Source organism: Frankia sp. CeTa3Moorea (assembly GCF_978021225.1).
In genome coordinates this window covers 1-15,831 of sequence record NZ_CDXDOR010000004.1, presented here as the reverse complement: position 1 = coordinate 15,831, position 15,831 = coordinate 1, and the positions used below count along the sequence as shown (strand labels likewise).

The window sequence follows — 15,831 nt, the reverse complement described above, 5'->3', positions numbered from 1 at the left end:
CCGGCGAGGTTCCGGCCCGGGCACGCGCCCCTGGGCCGGAGCCGGAGCCGGGAACGGGAACCGGAAGCAGCCGACGGACGTGACGCCTCTCACATTCCACGGGGAGTGCACGACCGGCCGTCTTGGCAGGATGAACCGTTGAACGGACCGTACTCCCGTGCCGATCCCCACTCCCGTGCCGATCCCTGGAGCGCCGGACGATGAGCGACCTGCCAGACCCGGACGAACTGCTCGCCATTGCGCTGACGATCGCCCGTGAGGCGGGTGACCTGCTCGCGCGGGGCCGGGAGGGCACCGTGGCCGCGGAGACGACGAAGTCGTCTCCCACCGACGTCGTGACCGCCCTCGACCGCGCCTCCGAGGCGCTCGTCGCCCGACGGCTCGCCGAACTGCGCCCCGGCGACGGACTGCTCGGCGAGGAGGGTTCGGACTCCGCCGGCACGACCGGGGTGCGCTGGGTCGTCGACCCGCTCGACGGTACGGTGAACTTCCTCTACCGGCTGCCCAACTGGGCGGTCTCGATCGCCGCCGAGGTCGGCGGGGAGGTCGTCACCGGAGTTGTGCATGCCCCGGCGTTGGGCGTGACCTACACCGCCACGCGCGGCGGCGGATCCTACCGGGACGGGGAACCGCTGACCGGGTCGGCGGTGACGACGCTGGCCGGCGCCCTCGTCGCAACGGGTTTCGGCTACACGGCGTCCCGCCGGGCCGCGCAGGCCGCTGTCGCCAGCCGGGTGGTGCCCCGGGTGCGCGACATCCGTCGGATGGGTGCGGCATCGCTGGACCTGTGCGCGGCGGCCGGCGGCCTCGTCGACGCCTACTACGAGCGCGGGCTGAAGCCCTGGGACCAGGCCGCCGGCGGCCTCGTGGCGGTGGAGGCCGGGCTGCGGGTCGGTGGGCTGCACGGCCGCCCGGCGGGCGAAGATCTCACCGTCGCCGCCCCGCCGGCCCTGTTCCCGGCGCTGACCGCCCTGCTCGCCGAGGATCCCCCCGCCGACCGAGACTGAGGTCCCCGACCGGCCCGCCGCTCACCACCGGCCCGCCACTCACGGCCAGGGCACGACGTCGTCGACTCCGGCTGCGACGAGCGCCCGGCTGAGACCGCCGCGAGAGCGGATCCCGAGCTTGCGGTAGACCCGGGTGAGATGGGTCTCGACCGTCTTGCGGGACACGAACAGGGCGGCCGCGGCCTCGGCGTTGTTCATCCCCTCGCAGATGGCGCGGGCCACCTGGAGCTCGGCGGGGGTGAGCCGCTCCAGCCTTGTCGGGTGCTCCGTCGGGCGGTCGTTGAGGACACTCCGGTCGCCGGTGGCCGTGAGTTCGGCGGCGGCTCGGCGGGCCCACGGTTTCGCTCCCAGCATCTCGAAGGTCGCGTACGCCTCGCGCAGGGGCACCCGGGCGGCGGCCGGCTGGCGGAAACGACGCACGACCTCGCCCCGGCACAACCGGGTCCGAGCGTGCTCAAACGGCATCCGCCGGCGCCGGTGAGCGGCTTCGGCCTGCGCGAAGGCGGTCTCGGCCGCCGCCAGGCCGTCGGCCATCAGGCCGCGGCAGCGGGCGGCGACCGCCGCGGGCCACGCGAGTCCAGTCGTCTCGGCACGTTCGGCGAGCCAATCCACGACCTCCGCGGCACCGTCGTGGTCACCGGACCGGATGTGCGCCTCGGCGAGATCGCCGACCAGCGGCATCGCGTTGGGATTGGCCAGCCCCATGGCTCGGGCCCGCGACCAGGCCTCTCGCAGTGTGATGACGGCGACGTCGTACTCGCCGTGACCGAGCGCGGCGAGCCCGAGGACGCCGGCCGCGTGCAGGTCCAGGCTGCCGATGCCGTACGGCCCGATCTCACGCCGCAGGCGGCTGATCCGCTGCTCGCTCAGGGCACGGTCGCCGCGGGCGGCGTCGATCCGGGCGAGCACGATAAGACTGAGGCCGATCGCGCCTACCTGCCCGAGCTCCTCGGCCCAGCGCAGCGCGTCCACCCCATCCGCGTAACCGGCCGCCCACAGGCCCCGCCAGCCCTCCAGTTCACAGCGCACCGCGAGGGCGTAAGGCAGCATCGCGGGGGCTCCGGCGCGGCGGGCCGCATTGACCACGGCGGTGAGCAGTCGGGCGGCCTCACCGTCCGCCTCGACGTCGAGGCGGGTCTGGCCGGTCAGAGTCAGCGCCTGCTGGTCCTCCACGTCGTCCGCGGCGATGATCTCTCCGGACACGGCGTCCAGGCAGGCGGCCGCCTCGCCGGTCATCCCGGTGAGGGCGAGAGCGCGGCCATGGTGGATCGACAGGGGCAGGGCGCGGGCCGGATGGCGCGGCGTCAGTGCCTGCCCGCGCTGGGCGGTGTTCAGGGCCACCGTCACCCTGCCGTCCATCAGAGCCGGCAGGACGGCTTCGGCGAGCAGCGCGCCCGCCCGTCCGGCATCGGTGTCCATGACCGCCTCGGCCGCCTGGACGAGCTGGTCGTACGCCCGGGTCGGATGACCGGACCAGGTGAGCACCCGGCCGCGGACCAGCTCGACGTCGGCTCGCACGAGCGGCCCGCGGGCCAGCCGCGCCGCCTCGTCGGCCCAGGCTGCCGCATCCTGGGACAGGCCGCCGAGATGCGCGTCGGCGGCAGCACGCAGGACGCGGTCGACCCGGGTGGCCCGCTCGGAGGTCAGTGCGGCGGAGCGGTGCCACGCCCGTGCCGACGCGCCGTATCCCCCGCGTCGGCGTGTCCGGACGGCGACCTCGGCAAGCGCGTCGGCCACCCCGTCGTCCGGACCGCCAGCCGCGGCGGCCAAGTACCACACCCGCGCATCACCATGGGAGACCTCGGCGAGTGCCTGGTAGGCGCGCATGCGCGCCGACAGTGCGGCGTGGCGCAGCACGAAGGGCCCCAGCATCGGATGGGCGAACTCCAGCGTGGCATCGACGCCATCACCGCCGCCGACGCCGCCGTCCGCGGCGGCGACCCTGACCAGACCCGCGTCGTGGGCGGCGTCCAGATCGGCCAGGGTGAGAGCGGCTGCGGTCACGGCACGGGCCAGGGCTCCCACCGACGTCGTGCGGCTGGCGGCGAGCACGACCAACGCCTGCCTGGTGCGTTCGGGCAGCCCGTCCAGCCGGTCGGACCAGGCACGCTCCAACTGACGTCCCGGCGGCGGCAGCTCACCGAGCGGTTCCTGCCCAAGCAGCTGGGCCTCCCCCAGCGAGGCCGCCGTCTCCAGCAGCGCCGATGGGTTGCCGGCGATCCGCCGGACCAGGTCGCCCAGCACGTGCGGGGCCATCCGATAACCGTGCTCGCGGATCAGCTCGCCGCACGCCTCGGTGGACAGCCCGGCGACCTCCATACAGGGCAGGCCGGACCGCTCGCACAGGTCGGCGGTATCCGAGCGGACCGTCATCACCATCGCCACCCGTTCCACCGCCAGCCGGCGCGCGACGAACAGCAGCGCCTGCTGCGACGGCGGGTCCACCCATTGCAGATCGTCGACGAGCACCACGAGCGGATGCCTGTCCCCGGCCGCGGCCAAGACGTTCAGGGTTCCCGCGCACGCGGCGTACGGGCTCGTTGACACCCCCTCCGCGAGCGCCAGGCATACCCGCAGCGCCACCCGCTGCGCGTCAGGGAGATCCGGTAGATGTTCCCGCAGCGGCAGCACCAGGTCCGCCAGCGCGGCGAAAGGCAGCGTGCTCTCCGACTCGACCCCGCGAAGCTGGAGCACCCGGGCGGTGGCCGCCCGGGTGCTGGCCATCCGGGCGGCATACCGCAACAACGCGGTCTTCCCCACCCCGGGTTCACCCCGCAGAACGAGGGCAGATCCGCGCTGCGCCACGGCCGCGAGCAGGCCGTCGAGGAGACGACACTCCTTTTCCCGGCCTACCAGCGGATGCATACCGGTAGAGTCATCGATGGTGGCCTTTGCCCCTTTCACGACAACCGTCCTTCCCCCGTGACGCCGTTGTCCACCAACATCATCCTTCCGCGACCAGAACGGTCGGCAAAGGGACTTTAAGCACAGAAGTGAACGACGATGTCCGGAACCGCCGGGGATTCCCGGACGCGGTTCGGCCCTCGGTGTGTTGACCTGGGAGAACCGGGAGAAGCCGTACGGAGGGGTGTCCGGTGCCCGACCCAGTGCCATTGACGATCCGGCCGTCACGTCCGGTTACCCACGCAGAGAAATGATCCCGGTGTTGCCCGTATATGACCGGACTTCTACTCACTCCCGGTAATTCCCACGGAAGCTGAGATGCGTCCCCGTCGTCGCCTGGACTGCGTTCAGATCAAGGTGAACCTCACCGGGCCGTGGATATCCGCCGCGCGTGACGCTCTGGCGCTCACCGCCGAGCTGGGCATCGGCCGTCGGGTCTACTTCTGCGCGGACCCGGCTGGAACGGCGGAACGCGGCGGAATAGCGCTGCTCGACGAGGGAATCATCCTGCGGCTGCGGCAGTACGGTGCCGGACACGGTGATACGACGGTCAGGCTCCGGCCGGCCGGGCGATCCCGGCTCAGTCCGGAATGGCTCGGCCTGCGCCCCGACCGCGTCGCGGTGTTCCGGATGGAGGCGGACTGGACGGGGGAACGCAGGGTTCCCGCGGCCTCGCTGACCGCACACCCGGAAGCACGCCGGGTGACCGACGTCCTCGTCGGCGCGACGTCGCCGCGGAAACTGTTCTCACCCCGCCAGCGCCGGTTCCTTCGCGAGTACGCGGACCGCCCCATCGACCTGGACAGCCTGTCCGTACTGGGCCCACTCGACGGTGTCCGCTGGAACACCCCGGTTCCGATCCCGGTGGCGGGTTTTCCCGTGGCGGCCGAGAGATGGCGGCTCGCCCCCGGTCCCGGCGACCGCGGGCTCGATCTGCTGGAATTGTCCATCCGGGTTGAGCCGGATGGTGCCCAGATCGCCCAGATCGCCTTCGAGGCCGCCCTGCGCCGCCTCGGGCTCGACATCGAGGAGGACGAGGAGACGAAGACCCGGTGCGCCCTGGCCCTGCTGACCGCAAGACCCTGATAGCGCGAGGTGGCCCCGGCGGAGATCCTCCGCCGGGGCCACCGTCAAACAATCGGATCCGATGTCCTCGTGAGGAGCCGGACCCGATCAGGGTGAGACGATGAACGAGGGGCTGATCGCGACCGTGGTGTTGACGAACCGTCCCGACGCCACCTTGAGTGCGGCGATGACGTCGAGGGCGTCCCCATCCTCCGCAGCATTCGCGAACCAGGGTGCGGAGATTGGCACCGTCAACGGCTTGTTGAAGGCCTTCCTCGGGTCCCCCGGCTTGACCGGAATCTTGCCGATCACGTTTCCGGTGGCCACGACGACGAACCGGCTCAGGTTGCGAACAGAAACACTGAGCGTGTATTCGGCGCCACCGAAGTCAATCAGGCTCTCCCCGATCTCGACGTCGGCGATGACATCGAAGGCCTTGTCATCCGCGATGACATCAATGGTGTTGTTGGTACCACTGTCGACGGCGTAGACCGACTTGACGGTGGCGTCCCACTGTCCGGGCATGACGGTGTTCCTCCCCAACTGATACCGCTGACGGCGTGTCGCTTTTCAGTCTGGGAAACGGGAACGGGGGCGCGCGTCAGGGAGATCCCTAAAAAAGCTGACTACCGTGCCCGGGACGGGGAGGGTTCAGTGGCTCTCGGCGGTGGTGGCGGGAGCGGCCGGACTCGGCCCGGCGGACGGGCCGGGGTCGCCGTACCAGACCGTCCGGCGGATGTGATCGACGTAGCTGACGATGATGTGCAGCACCCGGCGGGAGACGTCGTCGACGTCGTAGTCGGCGACGACCCGGGGGCGGCGGTCGCTCTCCGCCTCCCGGACGACGAGCTCGACCGCGTCAAGGATCCGGTCGGGGCGCAGCACGCTGGAGACGCCCACGCCGCGGTCCATGCCCTCCGGGCGCTCGTGGGCCTCCCGGATCAGCACCGCAGGGAAGCCGACGAGGGACGCCTCCTCGGTGAGCGTGGCGCTGTCGGACAGCACGCACAGCGCGGACCGCTGCAGGGCGAGGTAGTCACAGAATCCGAACGGCCGGCAGAAGCGCACCCGCTCGTCGATGAGCGGGAAGTGTCCGGAGCGGCGCAGCGCCGAGAGCCGCTCGCGGGTCCGCGGGTGGGTCGAAACGATCATCGGCAGCCGGTAGCGGGCCACCAGCCGGTTGAGGGTGTCCAGCAGCGCCGACAACATCTCGGGGCGGTCGACGTTCTCCTCCCGATGGGCGCTGACGAGCAGGTACCGGCCAGCCTGCACCCCGAGGGTGGCGAGCACCGACGAGGTGTCGATGAGCGGCGCGTAGTGGGTGAGCACCTCCTTCACCGGCGATCCGACGACGAAGACCCGCTGCGCGGGCAGTCCCTCGGCGAGCAGGTGACGGCGGGCATGTTCAGTCAGGGCGAGATGCACGTCGCTGAGGTGATCGACGACCCTACGGTTGATCTCCTCGGGAACCCGCTGGTCGAAGCTGCGGTTCCCGGCCTCGAGATGGAACACCCCGATGCGTCGGCGCTTCGCCGGGATCGCGGCGAGGCAGGTGTTCGTGTCGCCGTAGAGCAGCACGGCGTCAGGCTCCTCGGCGGCGAGCACCGGGTCCACCCGGGCGATGATCCTGCTGATCGTCTCCGCGGGCGTGGCTCCGGCGGCCTCCAACATGTGGTCCGGTCGGCGGATGCCGAGCTCCTCGAAGAAGATTCCGCTCAGTTCGTGGTCGTAGTTCTGGCCCGAATGGACCAGACACAGGTCGACCGCCTGGTCGAGGGCGGCGATCACCCGGCTAAGCTTGATCACCTCCGGCCGGGTGCCGACGATGACCATGACCCGCAGGCGCCGCCCGCGCGGTCCGGCGGCGTCGTCCGCGGCCGGCCCCGGCCGGGCCACGGCCGGCTGGGGGCGGCGTGGCCGGGGCCCGCTGGGCTGGGGGACGATCGGGGTGACCCGCTCACCGGGGATTCCCGACGGAACCGTCGGTACCGAGGGCCCACTCTGTTCCGGGGTGCCACGCGGCATTCGGACTTCCCCCTACCGCAACGGATGGTGACGATCGGACGGCACGGCCGTCCGTGTTCACCCAGCAAGCTTATCACTCTCGGTAGTACGTAAATTACCCAGCACGCCGACCAGGGCAAGGGAGGAGCGCACGAGGCGCGGCAGGCGACATGCGGGCCGGCGGGCGGGGCCGGCGGGAGCGAACCCGCCGGTCCCGGATCATCGGCCGTGGGCTACAGCAGCGAGCGCAGGACGTACAGCAGGATCCCGCCGTGGCGGTAGTACTCCGCCTCGCCGGGGGTGTCGATCCGCACGACCGCCTCGAAGGTCTTGTCGCCGGCACGTACCGTGAGGGACGGGGTCCTCTCGCCCACCTCGGCGAGGCCCGTGATGGTGAACGTCTCCTCCCCGGTCAGGCCGAGCGACTCCACCGACTCGCCGACGGGGAACTGCAGCGGCAGCACGCCCATGCCGATCAGGTTCGACCGGTGGATGCGCTCGTAGGACTCGGCAATGACCGCCCGCACGCCGAGCAGCGAGGTGCCCTTCGCCGCCCAGTCCCGGGAGGATCCCGAGCCGTACTCCTTACCGGCCAGGATCACCAGCGGCACACCCTCGGCGGCGTATTTCTGCGCGGCGTCGTAGATGGCCAACTGCTCACCGTCGGGCAGGTGCCGGGTGACCCCGCCCTCGGTGCCCGGCGCCAGCCGGTTGCGCAACCGGATGTTGGCGAACGTGCCGCGGATCATCACCTCGTGGTTGCCGCGCCGCGACCCGTAGGAGTTGAAGTCGGCGGGCGCGACCCCGTGCTCGGTAAGGTAGCGGCCGGCAGGCGAGTCCTTCTTGATCGAGCCAGCCGGGGAGATGTGGTCGGTGGTGACCGAGTCGCCGAGCACCGCCAGCACCCGGGCGTCGATGATGTCGGTCCGGGCCTCCGGCTTCGCCGCCATCCCCTCGAAGTACGGAGGGTGCCGGACGTAGGTGGAGTCGGGCGCCCAGGCGAACGTCCGCGACGCCTCCCCCCCATCACCGACCGGCAGCGAGCGCCAGCGCTCGTCACCGGACAGGTCGGCGTAGTCGGACTCGTACATCTCGGACTGGATGGCGTCGCCGACGACCGCGGCGACCTCGGCCTCGCTCGGCCAGATGTCACGCAGGTAGACGGGCTCCCCGCCGGTGCCGGTGCCCAGCGGGTCGGTGTCGAGGTTGATGTCCATCGTGCCGGCCAGCGCGTAGGCGACCACCAGCGGTGGGGACGCCAGGTAGTTCATCTTGATGTCGGGGTTGATCCGGCCCTCGAAGTTGCGGTTACCCGACAGCACGCTGACCACCGCCAGGTCTGCGTCGTTCACCGCGGCACTGATCTCCTCCGGCAGCGGCCCGGAGTTACCGATGCAGGTGGTGCAGCCGAACCCGACCAGGTTGAAGCCGACCTTGTCCAGGTAGGGCACGAGCCCCGCCCGCTCGTAGTAGTCCATGACCACCTTCGAGCCCGGCGCGAGGGTGGTCTTCACCCACGGCTTGCGGGTGAGCCCCTTCTCGACGGCGTTGCGGGCCAGCAGGGCCGCGCCGACCATGACCTGCGGGTTGGACGTGTTGGTGCAGGAGGTGATGGCCGCGACGGCGACGGCGCCGTGGTCGATCTCGACGCTCGTGCCGTCGGCGAGGGTGACCGCCGTCGGGTTGGACGAGCGGGCGGCGACGTCCCCGGCCACGGCGTTCACCGAGATCGGGGCGTCGGAGGGCTTGTCGGCGAATGCCGCCGCCGAGTCGGAGGCCGGGAAGGACTCGGCATCCGCCTCGTCCGCGCCACCGTTCGTGAGCACCAGGGGCTGGGCGTAGTCGACCAACGCCGCCCGGAAGGCCTGCTTCGCGCTCGCCAGCGGCACCCGGTCCTGCGGGCGCTTGGGCCCGGCAAGCGACGGCTCGACGGTGGACAGGTCCAGCTCGAGGGTGGTCGTGTAAGCAGCCTCGCGGCTCGGGTCGTGCCAGAGGCCCTGCTCCTTGGCGTACGCCTCGACCAACGCCACCAGCTCCGCGCGACGGCCGGTGAGCCTGAGGTAGTTCAGCGTCTCCGCGTCGATCGGGAAGATCGCGCAGGTGGAGCCGTACTCGGGGCTCATGTTGCCGATGGTCGCCCGGTTCGCCAGCGGGACGTTCGTCACGCCGTCGCCGTAGAACTCGACGAACCGGCCGACGACGCCGTGCCGACGCAGCATCTCGGTGATGACGAGCACCATGTCGGTCGCGGTGGTGCCCGTCGGCAGCTCGCCGGTCAGCTTGAAGCCCACCACAGTGGGGATGAGCATGCTCACCGGCTGGCCGAGCATGGCGGCCTCGGCCTCGATGCCGCCGACGCCCCAGCCGAGCACACCGAGACCGTTGATCATCGTGGTGTGGCTGTCCGTGCCGACGAGGGTGTCGGGGTAGGCCAGCGTCCCGTCGGCCGTCTGCTTCGTGAAGACGACCCGGGCGAGGTGCTCCAGGTTGACCTGGTGCACGATGCCGGTGTTCGGCGGGACGACGGTGAAGTTGTCGAACGCCTCCTGACCCCAGCGCAGGAACTGGTAACGCTCCCGGTTGCGGCCGAACTCCAGCGCCGCGTTGAGCTCGAACGCGTCCGGCCGACCGAAGTGGTCAGCGATGATCGAGTGGTCGATCACGAGCTCGGCGGGGGCCAGCGGATTGATCTTCGACGGGTCGCCGCCGAGGGCGGCCATCGCCTCCCGCATGGCGGCAAGGTCCACCACGCACGGTACGCCGGTGAAGTCCTGCATGATGACGCGGGCGGGCGTGAACTGGATCTCCTGGCTGGGGGCGGCCGAGGGATCCCAGTTCGCCAGCGCCCGGACGTGGTCCGCGGTGATGTTCGCGCCGTCCTCGGTACGCAGAAGGTTCTCCAACAGCACCTTGAGGCTGTAGGGGAGTCGATCGGCCCCGGGCACCGCGTCCAGCCGCCTGATCGTGTAGGTGCGATCACCCACCACGAGCGATCCGGTACTGCCGAAGGTGTCCATCGTTCTCCTTCTCGTCGCCCACCGCCCGCCACCCGCGAGCGGCGGGGCTCGCTCCCATGGCCCCGCCCGGCTGGCCGCACCGTGGTGACGCCGGACCCACGGTCCCGGGTGGGCACGCATCCGGCGCCTGCCTGCCTCGGCCAGCTCCGTCCCATCCTGGCATTCCGGCGCGTCTCGCACCGCGCCCGCGGCGCTGTGACCCCGCCGACCCTCCGGGTCGGCGGGAACCGCCGGGGCCTCCCGAACAAGGTCGTCACACCCGACTCCGGCAATTATTTAACACTGCTAACAGCATCGGAGGCTACCGGCAGCCCCTGCCCACAACGGCGGAATGTTCGGCGACAATCACCCCACCTGCGGGTGAACTCATTCTTCCGGTACCCGGGTGCATCCCGGCACACTCCGGCCCGGGCCGGAGCACGCGTGCCACGACCGCGCGCCGCGCACGGCCTCGTGCAGGGCAGCGACGACGTCCTGGCTCAACGACCGGCGATCCAGCAGCTTCTCGGCCCGTGCCCGCGCGGCGAAGCCGCGGTCGCGCGCGGCGGGTGCCCGCCGGCCGGCCGCGGCGTCGGTGAGACACTCCGCCACCGCCACCGCGTCGCCGGGTGCCACCAGCCAGCCGGTCTCGTCGTCCACCAGCTCGCTGATCGCCCCGACCCGCGTCGCCACGGTCGGTACCCCGCAGGCCGACGCCACCCCGACGGCACCGTAGTCCTCCACCCGGGAGGGCACCACGTTCACATCGGCGGCGGCGTAGTACGGCCGCACGTCGCGGACACCGTGCACCCAGCGCACCGCCGCCGCGCCGGGAAGCGCCCCGGCCCAGGCCCGGACCCGCTCGCGGTAACGGGCCGCGGCCTCGTTCCGCCGGCCGGCGACATCCTCTCCGTCCTCGGGAGCCCCGTCCTCGGGAGCCCCGTGGACGAGGATCAGGGTGCCACGGCCGCCCAGCTCGACGAACCGCGACCAGGCCGCCAGCAGTACCTCGTGGCCCGCCACCCCCCGGCCCGGATGGACAAGACGACCGGGCGGGTGGAAGCGCGCCACCTGCACCGCCACGAACCCGTCCTCGGGCAGACCGAGATCCGTCCGGGCCGCCCGGCGCTCCCGGTCGTCTGCCGGCGTGAACCGGTCCAGATCCACGCCGTAGGACACGGTGCGCAGGCGGCGCACCGGCTGGCCGAGCGCGGCGTAGCGGCGCCGGACGTCGGAGGTCGGCGCGATCAGCAGGTGATCGAGCCGGCAGAGCACCCGCTCGACCGGCCGGATCAGCGGGTGGTCCAGGTGCAGAGGGTTCGCGACCATGTACACGCGGGTGATCGTGGTGCCCACGGTGGCGAGGCGGGCGGCCACCGCCGAGGCGTAGTGGTGGTAGTGGACGACGTCCGCCCCGAGCGCGGCCAGCTCCGCCCGCAGCCGGAGAATCCCGCCGGCCTGACGGCGGATCGTCGCTCCCCGGCGCGGCACGGGGCTCGCGACGACCTCCACGCCGCCCGCGGTCAACTCCCGGGCCAGCGGACTGTCGATGTGGTCGGGCGGGGGCATCAGAACGATGACGTGGTCCCCACTCTCCTGTTCGGCGACGGCGTGCGCAACGGGCCACCGCGGGCCGTCCCCCGCCTCGAGCAAGGTGACGATCTTCATCGTGGGCGGTCCTCTCTGGTCGTGGCCGGGCGGTGGCGGTACCCGGGCGGGCGGGGACGCCGACTACGACCACACCGCCGCGATGTCGCGTTGCCAGTGCTCCATCGTGAACGGGGACCGGCGCAGCAGACGCATCGCCTCCCGGCGCTGATCAATGGTCGGGGGAACGGCGGTGAGCATCTCGGCGGTGCCGGCCCAGACCGCGTCGGAGATGCGCAGCGGCAGGATCGTCACGCCGGGGAGCAGCCGGGCGATCTCGTCGACCCCGGGCAGGTCCGCGGCGAGCACGGGCGTCCCGACCGCACAGGCCTCGAGCACGATGCCGGGCAGGCCCTCGTGACGGGAGGTGACCAGCAGCAGCGAGGCCGCGACCAGCAGGCGCGGGATCTCGAGCACCTCGCCGGTGAACTCGACGTGGTCAGCGACGCCGCACCGGGACGCCAGCGCGACCAGCCGGGCCGTCTCGGCGGCATCCTGACGACCCACGAAGAGGAGCCGGGCGTTCACGGATCGCCCCCGCAGCGCCGCGAGGATCTCCACGGCCCGGTCCCGGTTCTTCGCCGAATCCGGGCAGGCGACGTGGACGACGGTGACAAGCTCCTGATCGTCCTCGGCGAGTTCCTCCGCGCGGCGGCGGGCCGCGATGGCGACGCCGACCGGTTCCAGCTCGACGCCGTGGTAAATAACGCGGCAACGAGGGTCGAGCCGCCAGTTCTCCCGCCACAGACCCCGCATCACCGCCTCGCTCACTGCGACCAGATGGGTGGCGAACCGGTCGAGCAGCAACCGGCCGCCGATCCGCCGCACCCGGCCGCCCAGGCTGTCGCCGTGCCGGTCCGGGGCATCGGCGAGGTAGGCGACGCGGCGCCGAACCCCCCCGAGCCGGGCCAGCGCGAGGACCACCCCGGAGAGGATCGTCACGTCCGCCTGCACCACCTCCGCCTGCACCACGTCCGGGCGTACCTGGCGCAACAGCCCCAGAAAGGACCATGGAAAGCGCCAGTCGGCCCGGCAGTGGTACACCTCGCCGCCGGACGCCCGGATCTCACCGTCGAACGCCCCTGCCGCGCCGGACGTCACCGCGAACAACAGCCGGAACTCGTCCTGGTCGAGGCGGCGGAGCAGGTTCACGGCCCCCAGCTGGATGCCGGAGCGCTCCGTCCGGTTCAGCACCTTCAGCACCGTTATCGGGCCCCGGCGCCTGCGCCCGCTTGGCCGGTGATGGAACCACGCGTCGGTGGCGACGACCCGCATGGCATCCGCCCCTCCGCCCGCACCCTCTCGATGACGATAATTTTCAGTTATCATTCAACTACATAAAGATACGGGAAGATGTGGGACGCCGCGAGGGTGCGAGGGCGTCAGAGGGTGGGGAGGGCGTCACAGGGGTTCCACGGCGAACGCGAGCTCGTCGTGCCGCGCAACCTGCGCCGGTATCACCGGGTGTCCCCCGCCGGCTGCCACCGGCCGGCGGCCCCGGTCGTGCGTGGGCAGCCAGTGCCGGGTGTCGAGGACCGCACGGGCGTGCCGCGCTACCTGGTCACGGTCGAAGGCGTCGTGGTCGACCAGGAGCACCACCAGATCCGCGGTCGCGAGCTCCCCCGCACCCACCTCTACCAGGGTCACCCGGGGCGGCAGCCGGGCCGCGTCGACGTGCGGGTCCGCCGCCCGCACGTGGGCACCGAGGTCAGCGAGCAGGGTGGCGACCCGCGTCGCGGGCGACTCGCGCGCATCCCCGGTGTTCTTCTTGTAGGCAAGTCCCAGCAGCAGGATGCGGCTGCCCGCGACCGACCGTCGCCGGGCGTTGAGCATCTCGGTGACCCGCCGCACCACGTGGTCGGGCATGTGGTCGTTGATGTCGTTGGCGAGCTCGACGAATCGGAAGCTGCGGCCGAGGCTGCGGCGCACCCGCCAGGACAGGTACGACGGGTCGATGGGCAGGCAGTGGCCGCCGACCCCCGGGCCGGGAGTGAACCGCAGGTACCCGAACGGCTTGGTGGACGCCGCGTCGATCGCCTCCCACACGTCGACGCCGAGTTCGTGCGCGAACATCGCCAGTTCGTTCACCAGCGCGATGTTGACATGCCGGAAGGTGTTCTCCAGCAGTTTGGTGAGTTCGGCGGTCCGGGTCGAGCCGACCGGAACCGTCCGCTCGACCACGGTGTCGTAGAAGGCGCTCACGGCCGCCAGGGAGTCCTCGTGCACCCCGGAGATGACCTTGGGGGTGTTCACCAGGTTCCACACCCGGTTACCCGGATCGATCCGCTCCGGCGAGTAGCCGAGATGGAAGTCGATACCGGGGTGCAGACCGGAACCCTCGGTGAGCAGCGGGGCGAACAGCTCCTCGGTCGTCCCCGGATAGGTCGTCGACTCCAGGATCACGGTCACGCCCGGCCGGACCAGCGGCGCGAGGCTGTGCGCCGCGCCCACGATGTAGGACAGGTCGGGAGCCCCCTCCCGCAACGGGGTGGGGACGGTGACCACCGCGACGTCGAACCCCGCGGCGCGGGCGTAGTCCGACGTCGGCTCGTACCGGCCCGACTCCAACGCCGCCGCGAGCTGCCTATCGGGGATGTCCTCGACGTAGGACCGCGCGGCGGCCAGCTGGGCGACACGGCTCGCGTCCACGTCCACCCCGACGACCCGCCAACCCACATCGACCGCCCGCATCGCGAGCGGGAGACCGACGTATCCCTGCCCGACGACCACCAGTTTCTTCGAAGTCATACACATAGTGTGTCAGATTGTTTACATAGAGAGAGGTAGGTGGCTCACTGTGTCCCGAGCCGGCGGACGGATCTCCGGATCCGGTGCGCCCGGACGGCCCGGTTCCGGCGGGGGTGCGACCACCCGGGCCAGAATTCGCGCGATGCGGCGGGCGGCGTGGCCGTCCCACAGGGCCGGACGCCGGGGCGCAGGCGGCCGCTCCAGGGTGTCGAACGCGGCCGTGACCACCACCCGCCGGTCCCGACCCACCACCCGGTTGGTACCCTCGGTAACAGTCAATGGACGTTCCGTCGAGTCGCGGAGCGTCAGGCACGGTATTCCCAGCACGGTGGACTCCTCCTGCACGCCGCCGGAATCGGTGAGCACGAGACGCGCCCCGGCCTGCAACGCCAGGGAGTCGAGATATCCCACGGGCCCGAGTAGCCGAACCCCCGGGGGGAGCATCCCGGCCAGCCGCGCCGCCGTACGGGGATGCGCCGGGAAGACCAGCGGGCACCGCACCGCGATCTCCCCGAGCGCCCCGAGCAGCCCGGCGAGCACGTCCGGATCGTCGACGTTGGCGGGCCGGTGCATGGTCACCAGGCCGTACCCGCCCGGGTGCAGGCCGAGCTCGGTCAGCGTCGGCCGGCCCAGCGCCTCATCCCGGCACGCCAGGAGGGTGTCCACCATGACGTTGCCGACGAGATGGACCGCCCGGGGGGGCAGGCCCTCCCGGTACAGATGCTCCACCGCGTCCGGTGAGGTCGCGAACAGCTGGTCGCACACATGGTCGGTGACAATGCGGTTGATCTCCTCGGGCATGGACCGGTCACCGCTGCGCAGTCCCGCCTCCACATGGGCGACGGGCACGCCCGCCTTCGCCGCGACGAGCGCACAGGCCAGAGTTGAGTTGACATCGCCGACCACGACGACGATCTCCGGGACGAGCCGGTCGAGCAACGGCTCGAACGACGTCATGACCGCGGCCGTCTGCACGGCGTGGGAGCCCGATCCCGCCGCGAGGTGATGGTCAGGGGGACGCAGCCCGAGATCGGCGAAGAACACCTCGCTCATCGCCTCGTCATAGTGCTGACCGGTGTGCACGAGCGTGGTCCGGAAACCCTCCGCGTCGAGGGCGTCCAGAATCGGCTTGATCTTGATGAAGTTCGGTCGCGCCCCGGCCACGACCACCGCGTGCGGCCTCGGCACGAGCACGGGCTCGGCGAGCGTCGGGACCGGTCCGGACCGGCGGCGCGTGGCCGCGAGCGGGGCCCGCGGCGAGGGCGGGCCATCCACCGGTACACCGGCGACGGACTCACCACCCGCCGATACGCCGGTCACGAGCGGGCCCCGGAACGATCCGATCCGCCGCGCGGCTGGTCGACGACGGTAGGCCCGGCGGGACGGGCCGCTCCCGCCCGCCCGGTGGGGGCCGCGAGCCCGTCGCGCGCGGCCGGTTCCGTCTCGGCGGCGACGTCGGC

At 71.6% G+C, this 15,831-nt stretch carries 10 protein-coding genes; 2 read left to right on the top strand and 8 right to left on the bottom strand.

Annotated elements, in window-relative coordinates; all coding sequences use genetic code 11:
• The first annotated feature begins 200 nt into the window (after window positions 1-200).
• Window positions 201-1,007: an inositol monophosphatase family protein gene (locus AC08OV_RS01535; protein ID WP_462186965.1), complete on the top strand. Its 807-nt coding sequence runs from the start codon at window positions 201-203 to the stop codon at window positions 1,005-1,007.
• A gap of 39 nt (window positions 1,008-1,046) precedes the next feature.
• Here the strand turns inward: AC08OV_RS01535 and AC08OV_RS01530 are convergent, their stop codons facing one another.
• Entirely contained in the window at window positions 1,047-3,872 is a 2,826-nt protein-coding gene (locus AC08OV_RS01530) for a helix-turn-helix transcriptional regulator (protein WP_476619163.1), read from the bottom strand.
• Between the two features lie 357 nt (window positions 3,873-4,229).
• Here AC08OV_RS01530 and AC08OV_RS01525 point away from each other — a divergent pair, with 357 nt between their 5' ends.
• Window positions 4,230-4,997, top strand: a complete 768-nt coding sequence (locus AC08OV_RS01525; protein WP_476612884.1) for a hypothetical protein — start codon at window positions 4,230-4,232, stop codon at window positions 4,995-4,997.
• An 87-nt stretch (window positions 4,998-5,084) separates the two neighbouring features.
• Here the strand turns inward: AC08OV_RS01525 and AC08OV_RS01520 are convergent, their stop codons facing one another.
• The 7 genes from AC08OV_RS01520 to wecB (AC08OV_RS01490) all read right to left on the bottom strand — a co-directional run bounded on the left by AC08OV_RS01520 (window position 5,085) and on the right by wecB (AC08OV_RS01490) (window position 15,565).
• Window positions 5,085-5,501: a hypothetical protein gene (locus AC08OV_RS01520; protein WP_462186970.1), complete on the bottom strand. Its 417-nt coding sequence runs from the start codon at window positions 5,499-5,501 to the stop codon at window positions 5,085-5,087.
• A 126-nt stretch (window positions 5,502-5,627) separates the two neighbouring features.
• Window positions 5,628-7,001 (bottom strand): non-hydrolyzing UDP-N-acetylglucosamine 2-epimerase, encoded by a 1,374-nt coding sequence (gene wecB, locus AC08OV_RS01515; RefSeq protein WP_476612885.1) that lies wholly within the window; start codon window positions 6,999-7,001, stop codon window positions 5,628-5,630.
• Between the two features lie 212 nt (window positions 7,002-7,213).
• Entirely contained in the window at window positions 7,214-9,997 is a 2,784-nt protein-coding gene (gene acnA, locus AC08OV_RS01510; RefSeq protein WP_476612886.1) for an aconitate hydratase AcnA, read from the bottom strand.
• A 366-nt stretch (window positions 9,998-10,363) separates the two neighbouring features.
• Window positions 10,364-11,644, bottom strand: a complete 1,281-nt coding sequence (locus AC08OV_RS01505; RefSeq protein WP_476619162.1) for a glycosyltransferase — start codon at window positions 11,642-11,644, stop codon at window positions 10,364-10,366.
• A gap of 63 nt (window positions 11,645-11,707) precedes the next feature.
• On the bottom strand, window positions 11,708-12,817 hold the full coding sequence (locus tag AC08OV_RS01500; protein ID WP_476619161.1) for a glycosyltransferase: 1,110 nt from the start codon (window positions 12,815-12,817) through the stop codon (window positions 11,708-11,710).
• Between the two features lie 207 nt (window positions 12,818-13,024).
• The gene (locus AC08OV_RS01495) at window positions 13,025-14,371 is read right to left on the bottom strand and encodes a nucleotide sugar dehydrogenase (protein ID WP_462202891.1); all 1,347 of its coding nucleotides are present in this window, start codon (window positions 14,369-14,371) and stop codon (window positions 13,025-13,027) included.
• A gap of 21 nt (window positions 14,372-14,392) precedes the next feature.
• Window positions 14,393-15,565: a non-hydrolyzing UDP-N-acetylglucosamine 2-epimerase gene (gene wecB, locus AC08OV_RS01490; RefSeq protein ID WP_476616196.1), complete on the bottom strand. Its 1,173-nt coding sequence runs from the start codon at window positions 15,563-15,565 to the stop codon at window positions 14,393-14,395.
• Window positions 15,566-15,831 lie beyond the last annotated feature (266 nt).